Raw genomic sequence first — 21,274 nt, 5'->3', positions numbered from 1 at the left:
GCAAGCGGTTGCTGTTTTCGCCAAGGCAGGTGGCCGGCGACAACGCCGCGAAAAAAGCTGCAGTCAGCACAAGCGCACGGAGTGCCGTGGCGCCGATCATGACCTTACCTCGGGCGTGGAATCTGCTCATTTGGGTAGCGTGTAGTCAGTGGGTTCGTAAGGCAAGCCCAGATGGACGCAGCCGCCGGAGAAGTTCGAGCTTATCGTTGGCCTTGGGGATGCCAAGACGCTCGGTCTCGTCGTCCGCTTCTGGCCCATAGCTGACCTGCCCGATCGGTTCAGCCGAGGACTTCTTTTAACCCAAAGCTGACCTCAAGCAGTTCTGGAGACAATTAGGCAAAAAGCCCGCATTGGTTTTGACAGCACCTTTGACGGCGCGCGCGACATCGGCCAAGTCGGAGTTCATCAATGTGCCGAAGGAGTGATCGCCACCGATAGCCAGGACCGGCATCGGCAATTTTCCAGTCTTTGCGAACAGCGTTTTGTTGTCCTCGCCGTCCTTAGTGAAGGCAGCGAACTGTCCGCCAAAGGCATCGTGGATGGCATCCGTACGAGCATAGAGCACCGCATCGTGATCCCGGGTCTTTCGTCGATCGCAGCGGGGGTATGGGTCAACGGCCTGGTTCGAAAACCGATACGGTTATCGAAGCATCGAGGCGGACAGCGCCAATGTTGGCGCTCGCCCTGCCCGAAGCCGCTGGAACTCGTGCTAACGAGAAATATCGAAGTGTACTGCTTTGATAGCGTGCGCAGAAGCATTGTAGCCTGGAATCATGGGAGGACCGCGCATGGATTCCATTTCTCGTCGCCATATGTTGGCAGCGACCGCTACCGGAGGTCTGCTAACGAGCGTTGGGCTGGCGCACGCGCAAACCGCGGACGGCGCGATTCCTCAGCCACAGCGACCGGGTCACGGCGGCACCGATCCCGGTCCGCGCAATCTCATGCGGGATCGGCAGAACCCGGATCTGCTGGTTCCGCCGTCGACTGATCATGGTACCTTGCCGAACCTGCGCTTCTCGTTCTCGGACGCCCATATGCGGCTTGAGCCGGGCGGCTGGACCCGCCAGGTCACGCAGCGTGAGCTAGGCATTGCCAAGTCCATGGCCGGCGTAAATATGCGCCTGAACGCGGGCGGTGTGCGTGAGCTGCATTGGCATAAGGCGTCAGAATGGGCCTACATGCTCTATGGCACGGCTCGCGTGACGGCCGTCGATTCCGAGGGACGCTATTTCGTCGATGACGTCGGCGTCGGAGATCTCTGGTTCTTCCCGGGCGGAACCCCGCACTCGATCCAGGGCCTCGGCCCCGACGGCTGCGAATTTCTTCTCGTGTTCGACGATGGCGATTTCGACGAAGACAACACCTTCCTGCTCAACGACTGGTTCAAGCGCATACCGACCGATGTGCTGGGCAAGAATTTCGGAGTGCCTGCCTCGCTGTTCGGCCACACCCCCGATGAAAGCGAGCGCTATATTTTCCTGGCTCCGTTGCCGGGGCCGCTCGGATCGGAAGCCATATCGGGCGCAAAGGCGTCGGAGACGAGCTACACGTGGCGGATGATGGAGCAGGTGCCCATCAAGACGAAGGGCGGAACGGTGCGGATCACCGATTCCCGTTTGTTTCCAATCAGCACCACGACCGCAGCGGCCCTGGTTGAACTCGAACCCGGCGGATTGCGCGAGGTGCACTGGCACCCTAACGGAGACGAGTGGCTCTACGTCATCGAGGGGCAGGCGCGCATGGGTGTGTTTGCCGGCCAGGGGCAGGCGCGCACATTTGATCTGCAGGCCGGCGACGTTGGTTACGTCCCGGTGGCGATGGGCCACTATCTCGAGAATACCGGCTCGACCAACTTTCGATTTCTCGAGACGTTCAAGAGTGACCGCTTTATCGATTTCTCGCTCGATACCTGGATGGCGGCAACACCTCCGGGACTGGTGCAAGCCCATCTCAAACTCGATCCGAAGGTGATGAGCGCGCTGCGCACGAACAAGGCTCTGGTCGTGCCGGAATAACCGCCTAAGTCGGAGCCCATCGCGGCGCACTCGTCCGGCGCCCGGTGGGCAGGCCGCTGGCGGACCGCCGGCAAGATTGCGCCATCTCCGGCTGCAGAAGGAGAACCCCATGAATGTTCCGACCTAGGCCGCCCTGCGTTGGTGGTCGCCGGATCCGCCTTAGCATCAAACGGTCAGGCCGAAACGGGCACCCGAGCGTCAGTGGCATCCTCAGTTTGCAGAGACAAGCTTTAGTCCAATCACGCCGGCCACAATCAAAGCAATGCAAAGTATCCGCGCCGGCGACGCAGAGTCGCCCAGCACTGCGATACCCAGAACGGCGGTACCCGCGGCACCGATACCGGTCCAGACCGCGTACCCCGTTCCTACGGGAAGTGTGCGGAGCGCCAGCGAGAGAAGAAAGATACTCGACAAACCGGTGGCAGCCGTAAACAGCGCGGGTATCAGCAGAGTGAAGCCTGCGGACCACTTCATGCCGAAGGCGAATCCGATCTCGAGAAGGCCGGCGGAGGCCAATATCATCCATGCCATGTGAGTCACTCCATTCGCTGGTCACCGGGCGTTACCGCCGGGCCGCTTGTGAGGGGCTGGACGCGCATGGAGGATTCCATGCGCGACATGCTTGCTGATGGGCGCCTCAAGCCTTACTGGCGGCAGCGGGAATCGAGCGGAACGAAATTCCCAATCGATTGAACGCGCTCATCAGGCCGATGGCATAGGTGAGGTCAGCGAGTTCCTTGTCGCTGAATTCGCCAGCGGCGGCCTCGTAGTCGGCATCGGGAACGCCAGTTTCGGCCACCCGCGTCACGGTTTCGGTCCAGGCCAGCGCAGAGCGTTCGCGCTCACTAAAGACTTCCCCCGCGTCTCGCCACACAGGCACCAGCACGAGCTTGTCCGCGACGACGCCAGACTTGAGCAGGTCGCGGGAGTGCATATCGATGCAGTAGGCACAGCCGTTGATCTGCGAAACCCGCAGATAGACGAGATCGACAAGTTGCTTTGAAAGGCCGCTTTTTTGAAGATAGACGTAGACCCCTCCAAAAGCCTTGAAGCCTTCCGGTGAAGCCTTGGCGTAATCGATGCGCTTGTTCATGATTGAATCCTCATCTGGTTGAAGGATTCCATCGTTTCGCATCTTGGCCTATTCAAGAAGGTCCATGATAGGCGTTTGTAGCTGGGCCATGATTTCCATAATCCAGCAGATCACGCTCGAGCTTCAGTCACATCAATCCCAAAATGCGCCGTCCGAAATTTTCGGCCGTGCGCCGCGAGGCGATATTCGTGAAGTTCAAAAGAAGGGCGGAAGCCCCATCATTGCGCCTCGTCCAATCCGTAAGTGCCTCCGCGTACAGGCCTTGTTCCCGCATGCTCGCAGCGAGCCGGCGATCTGAACGGTTGCCTCGCAGACGCAGGATCAGGTGCATGCCCCCCGGCTGTAAATCTATTCGCACATTTTTTCCCAGCACGCTTTCCAGCCCCGCCGCGGTTGCCGCGCGGCGCTCGGCATAGAGCCTCCGCATCCGCTGGATATGGCGCGCAAAATGTCCTTCGGCGATGAATGAAGTGACGATGGTTTGCGTAAGCCCCGGAGAGCCAGTTGAAAGGCTTTCGGTGACCTCCTCAAACCGCTCGACCTGCGCTTCCGGCACGACGAGATAGGCCAGCCGCATGCCTGGAAAAAGTACCTTGCTGAAGGTACCCGCATAGAGCACCCGCCTGTCACGATCGAGGCTTTTCAATGCAGGGAGTGGGCGGCTGACATAGCGGTATTCGCCATCGTAGTCGTCTTCGATGATCCATGCCTTGTTTCGCGCGGCCCAGTCCAACAACGCCAGACGCCGGGGTAACGACAGGGACATGCAGAGCGGGCTCTGATGCGCAGGCGTGACCACCGCTGCGCGCGCCCGGGGCGCGAACTTGACGGCATCGGAAACGACCATGCCTTCCGCATCGACCGGCACCGAGATGCCTTCGATCTGCATATATTCGAAAATTTCTCGCGTGGGCGGATATCCCGGGTCTTCGAGCCAGACGCGATCGCCCGCCTTCAGCAGGGCATGACCGATCAGTTCCACGGTTTGGCGGTATCCCGAGGTAACGAACACCTGAGACGGCGAGCAGTTGATCCCACGCGAGACCTGGAGATATCTCGCGATTTCAGCACGCAGCGAAGGCAAGCCGGACACAGGGGGATGGATCATATCGGAAGGCTGCATGGCCCGCGCACTACGCGCGCCAAGGCGCGCCCAGATCTTCCGGGGAAACGCATCCAGGGCGGGCAAACCCATCTGGAATGGCAGGATGGAATCCGGACGAAAACTGACTGCATCCATCCGGGGATCCGCTCGCGGCGTCGGGTTCGCAATGGATATTCGCGGCGTAAGGTCTGGGCTTACAATGGTTCCTGCCTGCCCGCGCGCCTCGACATACCCTTCAGCGGCCAGCAAGGAATAAGCCGTGTCGATGGTACCTCTGGCCAGCCCCAATTCCTTGGTCAACGCCCGTGCCGACGGAATGCGGTCACCAGGCTTCAACATTCCAGTGGCGATAGCGTCGCGAAACCGATCGTAAATCTGCCGGTAGAACGGTGCTGCCGCCTTCGGATCAAGCGGCGGGAGCTTTCGGGGATTCGCGGCAGGCATGGCCCGATCCGATCTTTCGATGAACGAAAAACCCACTATGCCATAACGATTCGGATCGGTCTCCAGTTCTCGCACGCGACGGCAGTCAAGCCTGCGCCGGAAAATCATGGACCAGTCGCGAAGCTCATTCATGGTCCTTGGATGCAGGCCGAAATTGCTCTTTGCTGATGATCAGAGTTCGGACAGCAGAGATTGGAAAGCAGATGACGAAAATACTGCATTTGACTTGCAGCCCCCGCGGGCAAGCCTCGGAGAGTTACAGGCTATCTCAGAAAATCGTCGGCTACTTGCTGGATAGCGAGCCGACGGCAACCGTCATAATCCGACCGATCAGCGGCGTCCCCGATATCGACGAAAGCTACGCAACTGCTCTTGGCGCGACCGAGCGATCGTACCTGGAAATGTTTGTCGAGGGTTCCATGTCCCGGTCCGAAGAACTGATCCAGGAACTGGAGAGCGCGGACTTCGTCGTCATCGCAACTCCAATGCACAACTTCACCGTGCCCGCCGCTCTCAAAGCGTGGATAGATCACGTCGTTCGAGTCCGTCGAACGTTCGACGTGACTGCCCAAGGAAAACTGGGGGCGTTGCGCGACCGCCCGGTTTTTGTCTCAGTGTCCTCGGGCGGACGATTTTCCGGCGATCGCGCGCATCAGCCCGATTTTGTCACGCCGTATCTAAAAGCTATCCTCGGTACCATCGGGCTGCATGATTTGACGTTCTTCTCCGTCGAAGGATCGGCCCTTGGTCCTGATGCATTGGTCGCAGCCCGAACCAAGGCGGATCAGGCAGTGCAGAGGTTCTTCCTCCGTTTCGCGCGCAATTCAACGGGGGTGTTTCAGCAAGCTGTATGAACGGGCAACGGCCTTCCCGCGCTCAGTTCGGCCACCGATACGTCCGTTCCTGGCCCTGAGCAGACGCTGCCGCTTCGCGCGGAAGCTGGGGGACGCCTGCACCTCGCGGGATTCCCTACCAGCGAGACCAGTACAGCGCCCCGGGAAGCTGAGGTACTTGCCTCCTCAATTGAGCAAGCAAAACTTCCCCCAAACATCAGAGCCTCGCTAAGAACGGAGATTGACTTAACCGAGATCACGCAAGAGACCTTTTGCCCGCTTAAGGTCGGCGGTGTTGAGACCTTCGGTAAACCGGTCGTAAATCGGTTGTAGCAGCGCCTTCGCTTCAGCCGGGCGTCCCCGATCGCGAAACAACTGTCCCAAGCTTGTGGCGGCGCGTAGTTCCCAGGACAGAGCGCCCTGCAGGCTCGCCCACTTCATCGCCTGGTAAAACTGATCCTCGGCCGTTGCCGCAGCGTCCGGCGCACCTTGCAACAGCAGCAGTTCGCCCTTGATGCGCAGCAGCTCGGCGATGCTCAAGCGTTCTTCGGTCTCCTCTGCGCGCGCGATCGCATCGTGTACCACCGAAAGTCCTTCGCCCACTTGCCCGACGCGCCCCAAGCCTTCCGCCATCTCACCAACGAACAGGAAATAGCGATGCGATGCGTTGACTTCGTCGCCGAGTTCGTCGATGCCTGACCGCAGCAGCGGCAATCCGCCGGCGGTATCTCCGCGCTTGATCGCAAGCAGTCCTTGATGGCTGCGGGCAAAGGCAACATAGCGCATCAGCGAATGCCTGGTCGAAAGGTCGATCAGCCTTGTCACGTAATGGTCTGCGACATCCATATGGCCGCTCCACAGCGCGATCGGGCATGCTGCGTTGGCGACGATGTAGCACACCGAGTTGACGTGTCTGCTGGCAGATGCCTCATGCAGGTATGTTTCGGCGACGTGCATTGCGCGATCCGGAAATCCCTGCAGCCATAGGGTCCGGCCCAGAAAGGCGCCGGCGGTCACCCGCTGGTTGCTCCGGAAACGGCTGATCCGCGACTTTTGGACTGGAGGAACATAGTGCGCGAGCATGCGTTCGAGGTGATACCGCGCGCTCGCTTGATCGCCGAGGCATTGCTGCGAGATGCCGATCAATCGCTCACCGATCAGCCGATCGTTGGAATTTGACCGGCTTGCCGCAAGAGCGCTGAATCGTTGCGCGGCGGTCAAGGAGGCGCGAAGGCGGCCGGCAACCCGGTGAAAGAACCACAGGCCTAGCAGCGACCGCAATTGGTGCTCGACATCGTCAAGCCTCTCTGCAAGCTCCAGCGCCTTTGTCCAGGCTTCGCCGAGCGCGGGAATTTTCGCGTCGGTGACAAATATCAGGGTCGTACCGAGCGCGGTATACAGCTTCATCTCGAGGCGCGCGTCGCCATTGACGGCAGCCCCAAGGGCGGCGATCGCCCGCTCCACGCGGCCGCGGCATTCCTCCAGCAACGACGAGTGGACGCATAGGGGCACTGCGGCCGCGGTCAGCCCCGCGCCAATCTGCACGTCACCGCTGGGTGAAAAGGCCCAGCCCAGCGCCGCGCGCAGGTTGTCGATGTGCCGTCCATAGTCGCCCATCCAGTCGACCGTGGGGCGCATCTCCAGCTCCGCTTCAGCCCGCTCGAACAAGTCCCGGTAATATTCGGCATGGCGACGTGCGAGCCGTTCCCGTTCCCCGCTCTCGTCAAGCTTTTCGAGGGCATACGTATGGGTCGTATCCAATAAGCGGTAGCGCGCCGTGGTGGCATCGATTTCCGCCACAACCAGCGACTTCGAAACCAGGCTGGAAATTCCATCGACCACGTCCGGCAAAGCGATCCCGGCGCCCGTTACCACCGCGCAGATCGCCTCCAGGTCGATGGCGCCGGCGAAGACCGCGAGCCGGCGGAGGAGCACCAACTCAGGCTCAGTCAGTAGCTCGTAGCTCCAATCGAAGGTCGCCCGCAGAGTTTGGTGCCGCGGCAGCGCCGTCCGCCCTCCGGTCAGCAGCTGAAAGCGATCGTCAAGGTGAGCGGCGAGTTCTTCGACACCGAGTGCCGTGACACGTGCCGCCGCCATTTCAATCGCGAGCGGTATGCCATCAAGACGCCGACAGATCGCCGCGATCGTCTTTGCCTGATAGCCATCCAGAACCGCCCCTGCCTCGGTTGCTCGTGCACGTTCGATGAATAGTCTGACGGCGCCGTATTCCAGGAGATCGTCCGCGTCCTCCGTCGGAATCGAGAGCGGCTGCACCCAGTAGACCTGCTCCCCCTCGGCCCGGAGCGGCTCGCGGCTGGTTGCGATGATCTGAGCCGAGGATCCGGCTCGCAGCACGCCCTCAGCCATCCTCGCCGCGGCGTCGATCACATGCTCGCAGGTGTCCAACACCACCAACAAGCGCCGCGCTGCCAGTGCCAGCGCCACGCGCTGCGTCGAAATTTCACCTCCGCCGAACTTGAGTCCGATCGCGACAGCGAGCGCTATGGGAACCAGACTGGGATCAGCGAGCGGCGAGAACTCGGCCAGCCACACGCCCTCTGGAAAATGCGGCAGCAGTTCACGGGCGACCGCGAGCGCGAGCCGTGTCTTGCCGATGCCCCCCGCCCCGGTCAGGGTGACGAGCCGGCCGGCACGGACAAGCTTCGAGATTTCCTCGACCTCGGCGGTGCGGCCGATCAACGCTGAAACCGGCTGCGGCAGGTTGGTCGACGCTAACGGCTGCGCCGACGCACTTTCCTTTAGGTAGAGTGGATGTCCCGGTCCGGTTGCTGGCCGCATGGTCCAGATGCCGCGCAGGTGATAGCCGCGGCCGGACACGGTCTGCAACAACTCGCGATCTGCGCCGAGCGCCTTGCGAATGGCGGATATATGAATCTGGAGCGTGTTTTCTTCGACCGTCGCAACCGGCCACACCCGATCTATAAGATCGCGCTTGGTGACAAGCTCGCCGCCCGACTGAACCAGAATCTCCAGAATCTCGAATGCGCGGTTCCCGATCGGAACGGAAACACCTCGGGACCGCAGCTCACGCTGGGTAAGATCGATCTCCCACCCGTTCGACTCATAGACGGCTCGTAGGCCTTGCTCGGCCATCACGGCCTGCCCCGTCGGTTGAGTAATCCTAAGAAAATCTCAGCATCAGATCAGGGAACCGCGCCAGGAAATCAGCTTAAACGTTGATCTGGGCAGTGGGCAAGGCCCGTCGAACCATCCGTTTAACGCGCGGCATATCAATGGCTTGATACCCAGCATCTGCTTGGGTGATCTTCTGAGCAAGATTAGCACAACAGCATCAATGGCGGGCAAGCGATTGATGCAGGGCCCTAGTAAGATCACTCTCGAGCCCAGCGGCGCGCTGTTGCGCAGGCTTCGCAGTCTCGCTGCGCCCACATGTAAACGGGAGAGCGAACATGATCTCTGCGGCATTTCCCTATAAGAAGCAGCGGCGGCGGGTCCTCGGCCGCGAGATGGCGTATGTGGAGGTGGGAAAGGGCGACCCCATCGTACTGCTGCACGGCAATCCCACTTCGTCGTATCTCTGGCGCAATGTGTTGCCGCACCTGAAGCCGCTGGGTCGCTGCATCGCCCCCGACCTGATCGGCATGGGCGATTCCGACAAGCTGCCTGACAGCGGTCCCAACTCGTATCGCTTCGTGGAGCACCGCCGCTATCTCGACGCCCTGCTCGAGTCCCTGGACGTGCGCGAACGGGTCACCCTCGTCATCCATGACTGGGGTTCGGCGCTCGGCTTCGACTGGGCCAACCGCCACCGCGAGGCCGTGAAGGGTATCGCGTACATGGAGGCGATCATGGGGCCGCAATACTGGGACCACTGGGACAAGTTCGAAATGCGTCACGCCTTGCAGGGGCTGCGTTCCGAGAAAGGCGAGGAAATGGTCTTGCGAGACAATTTCTTCATCGAGAATATCCTGCCGGGAGCCATCCTTCGCAAAATGTCCGACGAGGATATGGCGGAGTACCAACGGCCCTTCGCCGAGCCCGGCGAGGGCCGGCGTCCGACGCTGACGTGGCCAAGGCAAATCCCCATCGAGGGCGAGCCCGCCGACGTGACTGCGATCGTAACCGCCTACGCTGACTGGCTTAAGACGAGCCATATACCCAAGTTGTTCCTGAGGGCGGAGCCCGGTGGGATCCTCGCCCATGGCCCGGTTCTCGATTTGGCCCGCAGCCTCCCGGCACAGACCGAGGTGACGATCTCGGGACTCCATTTTGTCCAGGAAGATTCGCCGGACGAGATCGGACGGGCCGTCGCCGGCTGGATGGAGGCGTTGGGCTGACCGCAAATGCGAAGTGCCGCGGCGTCTACCAAGGCGACCTTCGCATAGACCACAGGATAGCGTTCGTGAGAATTCGCTGGTAGCGGGCGTCCCGCCAAACTGACGGCTCGTGGCCTAGCGCCGAGTAAAATACTCGTCCCTCGCCATAGAATCGGGTCCAGGTGAGAGGCCAGCCATAGAATCGTTGATGTACGCCGGTCTTGCCAAGGTCCACCGAGCTTGGGTCGAGGCGCAGGAGCACGCGTGAACCACGATAGTCGAAGTCGCTGATTTGGTAGATCTCGTCCTCGACTTGCAACGAATTCCCGAGAAAAGCCACCAGGGGATCGCCGGGATCAACCACCTCGATCTTCACGGCCTGATGCCAAGGATGACCATTAAAGTAGCCGCCGACCAGATCGAGATAGTCCGGCCAAGTGTAGAATGTGTCCGTCGCCGAATGAACGCCGAGGAAACCGCGGCCCGAGCGCACAAAGTCGAGAAGAGCTCTCTTTTGCGCGTCGCTCATCGGAAGTTCTCCTGACGTATAGAACATCACCGCTGCGTAGCGCTCGAGGTTTTCGGTAGAAAATTCAGACGTGTCTTCCGTTGCAGTGACTTCAAAAACACCCGAATGGCTTCCGAGCTGGGTCAGGATAACCTTAGAAAGCGGTATGACATCGTGCCGGTAGCCGGCGGAGTATGTGAAATAGAGGATGCGCTCTCGCGGACGCTCCGCATGCGCGCCGAGTGGTCGGATCGCCGCCGCGCCGCCGAGGAGCGCGATGAACTCACGTCGCCTCACAATCGCCTCCGCCAAAACCAACCATGTGTTGAAGAAGCCTAGCACAGATCGGCCCAGCGCCGACCGGGGGGCATCGCCCTCTCGTGTCCTATGCAACGCTGCTGGCCTGATCCTATTGTGACTGTCGGCGATTGTCCGCCCGTGCGCACAATTTTAGGTTATCTATTGGGATAGTGTTGGGCTGAATAGCCTATGCTGCTTAAGCGTTGCACGACAGCTATCGGACAGGATGATCTCGGAGGCGCATGCATTCAGCTTTCATTTGGTATTTTTTATCCATGAAAGGCCGCATCGGTCCGCAGGAATTTCGATTGGGACTTTTGGGACTTGTGCTAGTCGACATGCTCGTCGTGCGCGTCGCGAGGAAGCTCACTGATTCAGGACCCCAATACTATAGCGTCAACCCTCCGCTCGACTGGCCCATCGTCCAGGCTGTCCTCTTTATCTCGCTCTGGCCGCTCGCTGCAATCCTTGTGAAGCGACTACATGACTTCAACATCTCGGGTTGGTGGGCGCTCACAATCCTCGCAATTCCTCTCCTCGTCGACGCGCTCACCATTCCGTATTGGCTTCCTTATCTTTTATTGGCGGCAATCCTGAGTGCATTTCCCGGACGGCCTGGCGACAATCGGTTCGGCTCGACCTCGCTACCGCGCACGCGCGTCTAGCGCGCCCCCAAAGCAGACCGGCCGGGCGTTCGAACGGTGGCGCGAAAGTCAGCCGCAATGTCTGCTGATGGCCCATCCCTGCCGACAGCGCTCCCCAACGACAGGTCGGCTTCGCAGGGTAAACCCGGCGCGCCGATCCGCAGCGAACCACGCCGGACTTCGACCCAATTCGGACTTTGGTTGGTATCCCAAGCCGGACATCAGCTGCCTCCAGACTTGGTGGCTTCCCGCACGAGGACGTCCATCAACATTCTGGCGGGCATCTCGCGGGCAAGCGCCGCCGCCTGACCTGACCAGAGTGGCGTGAAATCGGAGTTTCCATTCTGCTCAGCCGCAGCACGCAGCGGCGACAGTTCGCCCATGGGAAGCGGAAAGTCCGGCGCCGCGTCCGACCAGGGACCGATCTCGGCGGCAAGGCGATTGACCAGAACCCTCGCCGGTCGCCCGGAGAACACGTTGGTCACGACAGTCCGGTTCAACCGCGCGTTTCGCAGGGCCTCGCGATGGAGCGGGGGCGTTGCCGACTCGGCGCAAAGCAGAAAGGCGGTTCCCACCTGCACGCCGGCGGCCCCGAGTGCGAACGCCGCTGCGATCCCTCGCCCATCCCCGATCCCGCCGGCTGCGATCACGGGCACGCTGACGGCGTCAGCGACTTGTGGCACAAGGGCGAACGTGCCGGCCTGTGAGGCGATCGCGCGCTCGCTGTCAGAATCGAGGAATAAGCCTCGATGTCCTCCGGCTTCGTACCCTTGAGCGATGATCGCATCGGCACCATGCTTTTCGAGCCAGCATGCTTCGTCGACTGTCGTCGCCGATGAGATCACCTTGCAGCCAGCTGCCTTGACCCGATCGACCAATCCGGGCTCGGGCAAACCGAAATGAAAGCTTACCACTTCCGGCCGGACCTGTTCGACTACGGCGGACGCGGCATCGCCGAACGGAGCGAGATCGAGGCGCGGTGCAGCCGTTGCGGGGGCGATGCCCAGTTCGCGATAATACGACGAAAGCTTCTCATGCCAGGCACGCTCGCGGGCGGCGTCCGCCTTTGCCGCATCGTGGCAGAAGAAGTTGAGATTGATTGGTTTCTTCGTCAGTCGCCGTAGCTCGGCAACGGTCTTTGCAATGAGCTCAGGCGTCAAGACAGCGCAGCCGATCGAGCCCATGCCGCCGGCATTCGAGACCGCGGCTGCAAGGTCTACCGTGCCCAATCCGGCCATCGGTGCCAGCACAATCGGATGCTCGATCTTGAACAATTCAACAAGACGTCGGTTAGACCACATCGCACACCTCCTACCAGTGGCCGGCGGACGCGCCGCCATCGACATGCATGATCTCGCCAGTGACGAAAGCCGCTCGCTCAAGATACATCACGGCGTCGACGACCTCCTGTATCTCGCCCATGCGGCCCATCGGCTGCAGACTTGCGAGGAAGCCATGCGCCTCCGGCGCATGCATTGAGGTCGCGATCGCGCCAGGTGATATGGCATTCACACGGATATTCCGGCTTGCGTACTCGATCGCGAGCGAGCGGGTGATCGCGTTGAGACCGCCTTTGGTTAGCGCCGCGAGCGCCGCCGCCAGGGACGCCATCGGCTGCTCGGCGATCGTGGCCGTGATATTGACGATGTGACCCGAGCCCGCGAGCAGCATCCTCGCCGCCACCCGCTGCGTCAGATTGAAAAAGCCCGCGAGATTGACCCCGACCATCTTGGCGAAGTCGGCCTCAGAATACTCGGTAAAGGGCTTCGCAATGAACAGGCCGGCATTGTTGATGAGCGTATCGATCCGTCCGAAGCGCTCGATGGCCAGTTCCACGATGCGATCGGCCGTCTTTGCGCTGGCGATATCGCCATCGACCGCGAGCATCGACGGATCGTCGCTCCGGCCGATCGAACGAGAACTGGCAACGACGTGATAGCCGATATCCCGGTAGGCCTCGAGCAATCCTGCGCCAATGCCGCGCGATGCTCCGGTGATGATGGCAACCTTCCGTTCGGACGTCATATTCGCTTCTCCTTCACGCAAAGTGCATGGATGGGCGAACAGTTACCCTGATCGAGGCAATGCCGCTTTGCATCGCCTGCTCAGCTATTGTCATTTCCTGCGGTCGGTGGATGCAGATCGTTACATCGGTAACAAAGTCAAGCCAGCCGGTTTCGCCGATATTGCGCCGGTGTCTGGCCCGTCGCTCGCCGGAATGCGCGGGTGAAATTGGCCTGGCACGAAAACCTGAGCCCGAGAGCGATATCGACCAACGCCCGGTCCGCATTGCAGAGCAGATCCTTGGCGCGTTCGAGGCGCCTTGCACTGACATGCCGATGCGGCGATTTGCCGATGGCGGCCTTGAACGCGCGCGCGAAATAAAACTCGCTCAGGCAGGCAACCGAGGCCAGCCGCGCTACCGTCAGATCGCCCTCCAAATTGGCTTCGATATAGTCGAGCACCCGCGCCAATCTGCGTCGGTCGAGCCCTTCCCCTGCGGCCGGCATGACCAGGCCGGACCGCGGCGCAGCATGGTTCTGGATCAATCTTGCCACCAGACTCAATGCCAGGGTTTCGGCGAGCAGCCTGCCCGCGGACGTCTCGTGTTCCAGTTCGAGCATGATGGCAAAGGCAATCTCGGCAAGCAGTGGATCGCGGAAGCCGCCCTTGCGGCGGAGTGAATCGATCGCCGTCGCGTCGAACCCTTCACCCAGATCATGCGACAAGAACAAACCGGTCGGTAGGTAAAGATGCAAGATCGCGGGCACCGGCTCGGACATGTCGATCAGGCCTTCCTGCACGCCGGCCGGACGAAACCAGATGGTTCCACGTTCGGAGATGGTCGAGTCGATGGCCCCGTCCAGCTGACGCGTGACAACGGACCGACTACCGCGCACATCAACGCAGATCTCGGCATCAGGCTGGGGGTTATTCCAGGCAACCGTACCGCGGTGGCTGCGAAGCTCTGCCGTGAGATTTGACCAACCTCGCGTGGCGGATGAGGCCAGCAGCCCGGCGACGCCGTATTTATTGGAGCTGCGTTCGCCTGACGGCGTCGGCCGAGATGTCAATTCCTGATTTCGGCCAAATAAATCCACGCCGGCGTCACCTTTGGACATGCTGCGGGCTCGACGGCGTTAATGTGGTCGGACTCGTGGCTGACCGCAACTCTCGCCCCCGCCCTATCACGCATCTGCGATCAGGCAGTGTAGCCGCTCACTTCCGTTGTTGGCCCCCAACCGACATTGCCACACTGCTGCCGACCGCCAGCTTTTGACCCACAACGGACATGACCTCCGTCATAGGGGCAATATTTCTGTTTCGGGGCTGCGGCCTCCCGTCGAGCTCTCGTTCGTCAACCAGCCCGCCTCCCGCACGATGGCGACGGCTGACCGGGCGACGGGGGCCGTGATTCCATTGACGAGCTGCAGTCGCAGATTGCGGCCCTCGGTAATGGCCCGCACAACCGCCCTCCTCGCGACCCACCAGGAGCGATGTACCTGCAGGCCATCGGCATTTCCGAGCGCCATCATCGCCTGGTTGAGCGTTGCCAGTACAAGGCGAGAGTTGCCGGCGGTATGGACGCGCACATAGTGGTCCTCCATCTGCAGGCAAAGCACCGCGGAAGGTGGCGCACCGAGTAGCCCGAAAGCGGTTGGCGGCGCTTCGCCGGCTTCCTTGGCCTGTTGCCGGCGATGTAACCGGGCCTGCATGAGAAGGGTGAAACCCAGCACGATCGGTAAGGCGGTGATCAGCCCCTGCAAGTACCAATCGAGTGGTCGCAAGATTTTCAGGAAAGGCCATATCGATACGGCGATCGACACGACCCAGATCTGGAATGGCGCGTTCAGGATGACGACGCCGAGGAAGATCGACATCCAGGTCATCGCCGGGTTCAGGCGGAGCCGCAGCACCACCCGGATGAGCGATCCGAAAAGGAGGATTCCGGGTAAGAAGCAGGCGAGTTGAAACACCACGCGCTGCCAGGTCGGTCCGTTCAGATAGCTACCAAACGGTCCGATCAGGCCGAAAAAGATGGCGCAGACGCTCGCGATCGCGAGGTCAACGGCCCAATCCCGCAGAAAGTCACTCCGGCGCGCTTCGCTCATAAGGCCATTATAGTGGCGGTTTGCCCGCCGGCGAACCCATTCGCCCGTTGGCGAACAATTGCTGGCGCAGGCCTGTGCCGTTTGCTGGATCCTTGGCGTCCCACTCGCCGAGAGGTTCCCATGCGCTACACGATTGCATATTTTTTCGCCGTACTCATCGCGGTCACCGCCGGCCAGGCCGACGCCGCGGTCGGGTTCCGGCATTTCAGCATCGACGATCCGCAAGGCCCACCTATCGAGGTGGGCGTCTGGTATCCGACCAAGATGACCCCGAAGCTGGAGGCGGTCGAGACCGATCAACAGATGGTCGCCCGCGACGCGCCGGTTGAGGGCACCGGTCTTCCGCTGGTGGTCATATCTCACGGTCACGGAGGCTCCTATGCCGGGCACCTCGACACCGCCACGGCCCTGGCCAATGCAGGGTTCGTCGTCGCCGCTCTTACGCATAATGGCGATAGCTGGCGCGACCAAAGCCGTCCTACCGCAATCTGGGAACGGCCACGGCAATTGAAGCTGCTCACGGATTACATGCTGGCCGCGTGGAGCGACCACGGGCGCCTCGATGCCAATCGCGTTGGCGCGTTCGGCTTCTCGGCTGGCGGCTTGACGGTGCTGGCGGCCGCCGGCGGCGAGCCGGACCTTCGGACCCTCCCGAGTCACTGCAAGGCGCATCCCGCCTTCGAAGACTGTCAGATCATGGAAGAGCACCCGTTGCTGCCGGATAGCGATATCGTCTGGACCCACGATCCGCGACTTAAGGCGGTGGTCTCCGCCGCGCCCGCTCTCGGTTTTGCCTTCGGGACCAACGGTCTGGCGGCGGTTCTCCAGCCGGTGCAGCTCTGGCGGGCCGAGGATGATCAAGTGTTACCACACCCCTATTATGCGGAAGCCGTTCGGCTCGCTTTGCCGACGCCACCCGAGACGCACGTCGTGGCTGACGCCGGGCACTACGACTTTCTGAAGCCGTGCTCTGCGGACCTGGCAACCCGCATGCCGGCAATCTGCACAAGCAAGCCGGGCTTCGACCGCGCTGCGTTTCATGAGCGCTTCGATCACGACATCGTCGCCTTCTTCAAGCGGACGCTGCAGTAGCAGATTTTGAAGTGGGATGTCCGTTCTTGGCCGTTAGTTGACATTCCCGCGCTCAGAGCGAACGTCCCCTCGTGACCCGAAGCGGACATTACGGATATTGGTGGCTGTGGAAATCGACGTGACTCAATGCTCACCTCCTGAGTTGCAAGCGGAACGACGCAAAGCATGAAGAGCGGCACAGAGCCGCTGCACCCATGTGCCCCGTGCTTCATCCGAACAACAGGAGAATTGCATTTTTCACGGCGCATTCGGTCAGGACAGCTGACGGTGCGCGCTGCATATTCCGGGCATGACGCTGACGTTCGCCGCGTTCCATGCTATTATGCTAATATTCCAGGTCGTTCGGTCGAGCCTTGTATTGAGGTCAAAACCGATGATTGGAGCCACCATCCCCACATACTTCGTCAGTCCAAGGCGAAGCATCAAGAAAGCATGATCACGTTGACGCTCGGCGCCGGCGTGCAAACTCGATTTGACAGGAGAAAGCATACGCAGGTCGATTTCAACTCGCGGCAGTTCACGGCGGAGACCTGAACCGCCGCTTGATCTAAGGAGGCACTCATGAACTCCATCAACGTGCGCATAGTCCCCATAGTCACCGCAGCGATGAGACTCACCAAAGCAACGGCTTTTGCTGCAGCGCTCGTGTCCTTTGCCCCCGCGGCTGTCGCGGGAGAGCCGATTGAAAAGAAGGGGACTACTCCTTATGTGACGCACTTTATTTTTCGGCCCTTGATGAGCATTGACACCGCCGAACTCGGCAAGGCCACTACGCTGGAGGCGGTCGGGACCACTCAAAACATGAAGGGAGAGAAGATGCTGGACAAGATGTCAGCACGCTGCGTGGCGCTGAACGTCGCGTCCGGAGACAAGAAATACATTGACGGCGCTTGCGTGCTCGCCGACAGCGACGGCGACAAGATTTTCTCGACCTTCGATACTCGAGACCTCGACAAGGCCCAGCCGAAGATGGATTGTGGAACGCATATCATCACCGGCGGCACCGGTAAGTATAAGGGCATCACCGGAAGCGAACCATTTGCGTGCATAGCTATGCCTGCGCTGGCTGGCTCTGGCGATTATTTTGCGATGGACATCCCGCACAACACGTCCTGGGAAATCAAATGATCCTGAACCCGATGTCGCCGTAAAGATGGTTGTTGAGGCGGCATCAATCGCTGAACGAGAGCCTAGCCCACCACAGCTGGGCTCTTCTTCTGTTCGTAATTTGGGTCAGATGGTCCGCTTGTGGCCCCAAGCGGTCGACCCGGCATGTCCGCTAGATGTCCGCTCCTTGGGGGTGAAGCAGACTTGATAGGCTCAGCCCGAGTTCTTCCGGGTGTGCCCCGAAGGCGAAGTCGCCGCTGTCCGTTTGCATGTCCGTTAATGGGGAGCTGGAGCCGACTCGTTGTGCTCGCGGCGAGTCTTTCCGTTGATGAGTGCGGCCCATCGCCTAGGTTGCGGTATCCAATACGTCGCTGAGCGAGGCGCCGATCATACGTCCGGCGGCAGTGGATAGCATTGTTGCCTGATCAGTCATTCGCGCCGACCTCCGTAAAAAGGAAGCCCGCGGGCGTCTTGGTAAAGACGAAGATGAGCTCGCCGCAGAAGACGAAGTAATTGTCATTGTTCTCCTGATTGCGATCGTAGACGGCCTTGCCGCGCTGGATACACGCGCGATTTTTCGCCGTGAACGAGGTCGGATAGGTCTTTGCGCGAAATTGCGCGGCGTCGCGAATTGCGCTGTCGTTCATGAACGGCAATCGTGTCATACCGGCGACGGCGGCGGAATCGTTTGTCCTCAGCGCCGCGCGAAACTTCTCGATGAAGCCATCGAATTCCTTCTGCAAGGCAGGAGAAGCGACGGCTTTCTTCGGCGCCTGGGCGACGGCTGGAGCAAGGTTCACGAGAGCGGTTACGAGCATAATTCTCAGCAAAAATCCCACGGGTCGGCTCCGTCCATCGTCCAATCAAGGTCTTCCGACCGATCCAAATCCGTGGTGTTCTGTTGCGTCAAGGACTTTCTGGCTCTCCGGCGCAGCGTTAACCCCGCCCAGGCGTGGACCAATAGCATTTGCCGGAGCATGCGCTGGCATGTTTTGCCGCGCTCGCTTATGGCCCTTAGCCGAAGGTCAATTGAGCGCGTGTCATGTCGGCTGTCAGGGGTAAACCGGACGCCGATACAGCTTGCCGCCCACTGCTGCTTTTGACCCATCTCGGACATTTGGACGCAGCGACCGGGCCGATTGTTCTCATCGGCGTCCCGTCTTGAAGTGCTAGACTTCGACATGGACGAGGCGTTTTCCATTGGGGGTTCCAATGAGACGGCGCGGTTTCATCACGCTTATCGGCGGCGCGGTGGTGGCGTTGCCACTCGCAGCGCTGGCCCAGAAAGCGGGACGGACCTATCGCCTGGGTTGCTTGTCTCCGCATCCTCGCGACATTGACTTTAACGTACGTTTTTTCGACAACCTACGGCGCGCTGGTTTCATTGAAGGCCAAAACCTCACGATTGATTACCGCGCCTTTGCACCTCATATCGATCTGCTTTCGCAACATGCGGCGGAGCTGGTCATAGCCCAACCCGATGTCATCTATGCTGCTTCAGGCGCGGCAGCTGACGCCGTACAGCAGGCGACCAAGAGCATTCCCATCGTTGGGATCACAGGCGATTTGGTCGCGGAGGGCTTGGTAAAATCGTTCGCCCGGCCCGATGGCAATATCACGGGGATCAGCATTTTCGGCGCTGACCTTGACGGCAAGCGACAGGAAATCCTGATCGAAGCCGTGCCTGGAATTCACCGCATGGCGGCTCTCGCCGATACCAGCTTGTTAACAACTGAGGCGAAGACGCGCGCCCTGCAAGAAGCGGCGCGCGCAAAAAACGTCGAGCTTTCAATCTATCGCGTCACCAGAGCCGAGGAGATTGTCGCGACTATCGATAGGGCACAGGCATCGGGGGCCACGGCGCTGAATGTTCTTGGTTCCGGGATGCTCGACGGCAATGGTCCGCTGATCATGGAACGCGTTGCAGCACTGCGCCTTCCAACCATGTATCAGTGGGGAGTGCGGCCGAGCAAGGTGGCTTTATCGGCTACGGCCCATCCTCCGATCACTTGGCAGACCTTACTGCCCGATTTGCGGCGAGCCTTTTGCGCGGCACGAAGCCTGCCGATCTGCCGGTCGAACAGCCGACGAAATTCGAGCTGGTGATCAACCTCAAGACCGCTAAGGCGATGGGTGTGATGGTTCCGGGGGCTCTATTGGCGCGCGCTGACAAGGTGATCGAGTGAGACGATGCTGTTTGCTGCATTGCATGAGTCCGCTTCTGGCTCGTTTGAGACCTGGCGAGGGGTACTAAAGATGTCCGCTCACTGGGGCTGACCGGAAGTCGTCTCGCGAGAACCAAACCGACGCGATTGACCCGAAGCAGACCACAGCCTGAGGAATGTTCACAACAGCCGAACCGTTCGAGCTGGACCAGGGCACGGACGCGGAGCGTAACGCCCGTCGTGGTTAACGCTTAGCCCGTGTTCCTGACCGCCTCAGCTAGAATGGCGTACAGCTGCTGCTTGCTGAATTCCTTGGGCTGCTGCCTCTCTGCGGTGCTTCGCGACACCTTCTTCTCTACTCGACGTACCAGGGCGGCCGACGACGCCGGCCTTGGCTTCGGGGGCGGCCTTATCTTGGGTCTTGCTGTTGGCGGCTTGTGGCCACGCTTCAAGCCCGAACGGGTTAGCATCCCGCAGACCGCGTTACGGCTACACCCGAGACGGCGCGCAATCTGTGCCGCGCTCTGTCCTGCGGCCCAGAGCCTTTTGAGCAGCGCTACGTCTTTCGCATCCCAGCCCATGGAGAGATTATAGCGCGGACTGACCGACACTGGCTAGTCCAGGCCGCTCGCGGGAATCCCTTCTATGGATTCACGACCTGGCTCTACAACGCCGGTGATCTCTCCGCCCAAGCCTTGGTGGCTTGGCAGATTTCCATCGCCCGGGCGTAGGCGGGGCGTGTCGTCGTACGGGCGAGATAGGCACGCTCGACTGAACCCGGGGTATAGTTGCTGGTTCGCAGACCAAGCAGGAGTGCGTAGCTCACTGAAATGTCAGCAGCAGTGAACCGGTCACCGGCGAGAAATGGACGATTTGCGAGACGCTGGATGACCAATCCCAGCCGGCTATGAAAGGTCTCCAGTGCCCAGATTGTGACCCGGGCGTTTCGCTCTGCTGCGGGGGCGAATGCGCGACCGACGATGACGGCATTCATTGGTCCAGCGAGCCCGGCCTCTCCCAAATGGAGGAATTGCAGATAGGCGGCGAAAGCCGGATCATCCGGGGCGACGGCGAGCGGGCTCGGGCCGTGGCGGGCGAGCAGGTATTCGAGGATCGCGATCGACTCGACCATGATCATCTCGCCGTCCTGCAGCGCCGGGATAAAGCCGGCGGGGTTGATCGCAAGAAAATCGGGATCATTCTCGATAGCGAACAGATCGACCGGGCGTAGCCGATAAGCCACACCCAATTCCTCGAGCAGCCAAACGACACGGAACCCACGACCTTCGCCATAGACGGTGAGCATAGTTGAGCGTCCTTACGTTGGCTTAAGTGCCTTAATTCGCAGGAGCGAGATTTCCACACCTGCTGCTATCGCTCTGACGCGATATGCACAAGGTTCGTCGAATACTCGGCATCATGCAACGCCGGTCCTCCTCGCTTTATGGGTTCACGGCCTAGCACTACTTTGGCAGATTGTTGATTTCATCGCGATTTATAGGATTCCCGAATCAATTTTTCAATGATTCATGGGTGGTCGGCTCTTGGAGGGCTG

General features: G+C 60.5%; 21 protein-coding genes. 8 read left to right on the top strand and 13 right to left on the bottom strand.

Annotated features, from left to right (window positions below):
* Positions 1–295: 295 nt before the first annotated feature.
* A complete protein-coding gene (locus IVB46_RS21130; protein WP_247310114.1) occupies positions 296–565 on the bottom strand; it encodes a hypothetical protein in 270 nt (89 codons plus the stop codon).
* Positions 566–788: 223 nt separating this feature from the next.
* Here IVB46_RS21130 and IVB46_RS21125 point away from each other — a divergent pair, with 223 nt between their 5' ends.
* Entirely contained in the window at positions 789–2,018 is a 1,230-nt protein-coding gene (locus IVB46_RS21125; RefSeq protein ID WP_071915263.1) for a cupin domain-containing protein, read from the top strand.
* 210 nt (positions 2,019–2,228) lie between these two features.
* Here the strand turns inward: IVB46_RS21125 and IVB46_RS21120 are convergent, their stop codons facing one another.
* The 3 genes from IVB46_RS21120 to IVB46_RS21110 all read right to left on the bottom strand — a co-directional run bounded on the left by IVB46_RS21120 (position 2,229) and on the right by IVB46_RS21110 (position 4,792).
* Positions 2,229–2,549 carry an SMR family transporter gene (locus IVB46_RS21120; RefSeq protein ID WP_085401694.1) on the bottom strand — a complete coding sequence of 107 codons (321 nt, stop codon included), beginning with the start codon at positions 2,547–2,549 and terminating at the stop codon, positions 2,229–2,231.
* A gap of 106 nt (positions 2,550–2,655) precedes the next feature.
* Complete coding sequence (locus tag IVB46_RS21115; RefSeq protein ID WP_247310112.1) at positions 2,656–3,111, bottom strand: carboxymuconolactone decarboxylase family protein; 456 nt, start codon at positions 3,109–3,111, stop codon at positions 2,656–2,658.
* Between the two features lie 127 nt (positions 3,112–3,238).
* Positions 3,239–4,792, bottom strand: coding sequence for a PLP-dependent aminotransferase family protein (locus IVB46_RS21110; protein ID WP_247310110.1), 1,554 nt, complete (start codon positions 4,790–4,792; stop codon positions 3,239–3,241).
* A gap of 71 nt (positions 4,793–4,863) precedes the next feature.
* Here IVB46_RS21110 and IVB46_RS21105 point away from each other — a divergent pair, with 71 nt between their 5' ends.
* Positions 4,864–5,514: an NAD(P)H-dependent oxidoreductase gene (locus IVB46_RS21105; protein WP_247343406.1), complete on the top strand. Its 651-nt coding sequence runs from the start codon at positions 4,864–4,866 to the stop codon at positions 5,512–5,514.
* 225 nt (positions 5,515–5,739) lie between these two features.
* Here the strand turns inward: IVB46_RS21105 and IVB46_RS21100 are convergent, their stop codons facing one another.
* Positions 5,740–8,607, bottom strand: a complete 2,868-nt coding sequence (locus tag IVB46_RS21100; protein ID WP_247310106.1) for a winged helix-turn-helix domain-containing protein — start codon at positions 8,605–8,607, stop codon at positions 5,740–5,742.
* Positions 8,608–8,924: 317 nt separating this feature from the next.
* On the opposite strand from IVB46_RS21100, the gene IVB46_RS21095 reads away from it, so the two are divergent.
* Positions 8,925–9,812 (top strand): haloalkane dehalogenase, encoded by an 888-nt coding sequence (locus tag IVB46_RS21095; protein WP_247310103.1) that lies wholly within the window; start codon positions 8,925–8,927, stop codon positions 9,810–9,812.
* A 25-nt stretch (positions 9,813–9,837) separates the two neighbouring features.
* On the opposite strand, the gene IVB46_RS21090 is transcribed toward IVB46_RS21095, so the two are convergent.
* Positions 9,838–10,596: a ThuA domain-containing protein gene (locus IVB46_RS21090; protein ID WP_247310101.1), complete on the bottom strand. Its 759-nt coding sequence runs from the start codon at positions 10,594–10,596 to the stop codon at positions 9,838–9,840.
* A 245-nt stretch (positions 10,597–10,841) separates the two neighbouring features.
* Between IVB46_RS21090 and IVB46_RS21085 the strand changes: the two genes are divergently transcribed.
* Positions 10,842–11,264: a DUF805 domain-containing protein gene (locus tag IVB46_RS21085; protein ID WP_247310099.1), complete on the top strand. Its 423-nt coding sequence runs from the start codon at positions 10,842–10,844 to the stop codon at positions 11,262–11,264.
* Positions 11,265–11,464: 200 nt separating this feature from the next.
* Here IVB46_RS21085 and IVB46_RS21080 read toward each other — a convergent pair whose 3' ends face one another.
* From IVB46_RS21080 to IVB46_RS21065, 4 genes are all read right to left on the bottom strand, one after another.
* The gene (locus IVB46_RS21080; protein ID WP_346016138.1) at positions 11,465–12,589 is read right to left on the bottom strand and encodes a DUF561 domain-containing protein; all 1,125 of its coding nucleotides are present in this window, start codon (positions 12,587–12,589) and stop codon (positions 11,465–11,467) included.
* Entirely contained in the window at positions 12,555–13,268 is a 714-nt protein-coding gene (locus IVB46_RS21075; RefSeq protein WP_247310097.1) for an SDR family oxidoreductase, read from the bottom strand. The genes IVB46_RS21080 and IVB46_RS21075 overlap by 35 nt, the downstream gene beginning before the upstream one ends.
* A 137-nt stretch (positions 13,269–13,405) precedes the next feature.
* Complete coding sequence (locus tag IVB46_RS21070; RefSeq protein WP_247310095.1) at positions 13,406–14,365, bottom strand: AraC family transcriptional regulator; 960 nt, start codon at positions 14,363–14,365, stop codon at positions 13,406–13,408.
* Between the two features lie 180 nt (positions 14,366–14,545).
* Positions 14,546–15,355, bottom strand: coding sequence for a LytTR family DNA-binding domain-containing protein (locus IVB46_RS21065; protein ID WP_247310093.1), 810 nt, complete (start codon positions 15,353–15,355; stop codon positions 14,546–14,548).
* Positions 15,356–15,475: 120 nt separating this feature from the next.
* Between IVB46_RS21065 and IVB46_RS21060 the strand changes: the two genes are divergently transcribed.
* The 3 genes from IVB46_RS21060 to IVB46_RS21050 all read left to right on the top strand — a co-directional run bounded on the left by IVB46_RS21060 (position 15,476) and on the right by IVB46_RS21050 (position 17,575).
* The gene (locus IVB46_RS21060; RefSeq protein WP_247310092.1) at positions 15,476–16,447 is read left to right on the top strand and encodes a prolyl oligopeptidase family serine peptidase; all 972 of its coding nucleotides are present in this window, start codon (positions 15,476–15,478) and stop codon (positions 16,445–16,447) included.
* Positions 16,448–16,612: 165 nt separating this feature from the next.
* Positions 16,613–16,981, top strand: coding sequence for a hypothetical protein (locus IVB46_RS21055; protein ID WP_166097275.1), 369 nt, complete (start codon positions 16,613–16,615; stop codon positions 16,979–16,981).
* Positions 16,982–17,008: 27 nt separating this feature from the next.
* Positions 17,009–17,575 carry a hypothetical protein gene (locus IVB46_RS21050; protein WP_247310089.1) on the top strand — a complete coding sequence of 189 codons (567 nt, stop codon included), beginning with the start codon at positions 17,009–17,011 and terminating at the stop codon, positions 17,573–17,575.
* 404 nt (positions 17,576–17,979) lie between these two features.
* Here IVB46_RS21050 and IVB46_RS21045 read toward each other — a convergent pair whose 3' ends face one another.
* Positions 17,980–18,393: a hypothetical protein gene (locus tag IVB46_RS21045; RefSeq protein WP_247343403.1), complete on the bottom strand. Its 414-nt coding sequence runs from the start codon at positions 18,391–18,393 to the stop codon at positions 17,980–17,982.
* A 373-nt stretch (positions 18,394–18,766) separates the two neighbouring features.
* On the opposite strand from IVB46_RS21045, the gene IVB46_RS21040 reads away from it, so the two are divergent.
* The gene (locus IVB46_RS21040) at positions 18,767–19,660 is read left to right on the top strand and encodes an ABC transporter substrate binding protein (protein ID WP_247310085.1); all 894 of its coding nucleotides are present in this window, start codon (positions 18,767–18,769) and stop codon (positions 19,658–19,660) included.
* A gap of 310 nt (positions 19,661–19,970) precedes the next feature.
* On the opposite strand, the gene IVB46_RS21035 is transcribed toward IVB46_RS21040, so the two are convergent.
* Together IVB46_RS21035 and IVB46_RS21030 are read right to left on the bottom strand one after the other, a co-directional pair.
* Positions 19,971–20,300 carry a GcrA family cell cycle regulator gene (locus tag IVB46_RS21035; RefSeq protein ID WP_085401706.1) on the bottom strand — a complete coding sequence of 110 codons (330 nt, stop codon included), beginning with the start codon at positions 20,298–20,300 and terminating at the stop codon, positions 19,971–19,973.
* Positions 20,301–20,383: 83 nt separating this feature from the next.
* Positions 20,384–21,025, bottom strand: a complete 642-nt coding sequence (locus tag IVB46_RS21030) for a glutathione S-transferase family protein (RefSeq protein ID WP_208086031.1) — start codon at positions 21,023–21,025, stop codon at positions 20,384–20,386.
* Positions 21,026–21,274: the final 249 nt, after the last annotated feature.

The sequence above is a fragment of the Bradyrhizobium sp. 61 genome, from assembly GCF_023073075.1.
In the GTDB taxonomy this organism is placed as follows: domain Bacteria; phylum Pseudomonadota; class Alphaproteobacteria; order Rhizobiales; family Xanthobacteraceae; genus Bradyrhizobium; species Bradyrhizobium barranii.
The sequence above is the reverse complement of the archived record's forward strand: the minus strand, read 5'-3'. Positions and strand labels throughout refer to the sequence as shown.

Coding starts and splice junctions, on each gene's coding strand:
- IVB46_RS21125 (WP_071915263.1), top strand. CDS start 789: ATGGATTCCATTTCTCGTCGCCATATGTTGGCAGCGACCGCTACCGGA.
- IVB46_RS21120 (WP_085401694.1), bottom strand. CDS start 2,549: ATGGCATGGATGATATTGGCCTCCGCCGGCCTTCTCGAGATCGGATTC.
- IVB46_RS21115 (WP_247310112.1), bottom strand. CDS start 3,111: ATGAACAAGCGCATCGATTACGCCAAGGCTTCACCGGAAGGCTTCAAG.
- IVB46_RS21110 (WP_247310110.1), bottom strand. CDS start 4,792: ATGAATGAGCTTCGCGACTGGTCCATGATTTTCCGGCGCAGGCTTGAC.
- IVB46_RS21105 (WP_247343406.1), top strand. CDS start 4,864: ATGACGAAAATACTGCATTTGACTTGCAGCCCCCGCGGGCAAGCCTCG.
- IVB46_RS21100 (WP_247310106.1), bottom strand. CDS start 8,607: ATGGCCGAGCAAGGCCTACGAGCCGTCTATGAGTCGAACGGGTGGGAG.
- IVB46_RS21095 (WP_247310103.1), top strand. CDS start 8,925: ATGATCTCTGCGGCATTTCCCTATAAGAAGCAGCGGCGGCGGGTCCTC.
- IVB46_RS21085 (WP_247310099.1), top strand. CDS start 10,842: ATGCATTCAGCTTTCATTTGGTATTTTTTATCCATGAAAGGCCGCATC.
- IVB46_RS21080 (WP_346016138.1), bottom strand. CDS start 12,589: ATGTCGATGGCGGCGCGTCCGCCGGCCACTGGTAGGAGGTGTGCGATG.
- IVB46_RS21075 (WP_247310097.1), bottom strand. CDS start 13,268: ATGACGTCCGAACGGAAGGTTGCCATCATCACCGGAGCATCGCGCGGC.
- IVB46_RS21070 (WP_247310095.1), bottom strand. CDS start 14,365: ATGTCCAAAGGTGACGCCGGCGTGGATTTATTTGGCCGAAATCAGGAA.
- IVB46_RS21065 (WP_247310093.1), bottom strand. CDS start 15,355: ATGAGCGAAGCGCGCCGGAGTGACTTTCTGCGGGATTGGGCCGTTGAC.
- IVB46_RS21060 (WP_247310092.1), top strand. CDS start 15,476: ATGCGCTACACGATTGCATATTTTTTCGCCGTACTCATCGCGGTCACC.
- IVB46_RS21055 (WP_166097275.1), top strand. CDS start 16,613: ATGAAGAGCGGCACAGAGCCGCTGCACCCATGTGCCCCGTGCTTCATC.
- IVB46_RS21050 (WP_247310089.1), top strand. CDS start 17,009: ATGAACTCCATCAACGTGCGCATAGTCCCCATAGTCACCGCAGCGATG.
- IVB46_RS21040 (WP_247310085.1), top strand. CDS start 18,767: ATGAGACGGCGCGGTTTCATCACGCTTATCGGCGGCGCGGTGGTGGCG.
- IVB46_RS21035 (WP_085401706.1), bottom strand. CDS start 20,300: ATGGGCTGGGATGCGAAAGACGTAGCGCTGCTCAAAAGGCTCTGGGCC.
- IVB46_RS21030 (WP_208086031.1), bottom strand. CDS start 21,025: ATGCTCACCGTCTATGGCGAAGGTCGTGGGTTCCGTGTCGTTTGGCTG.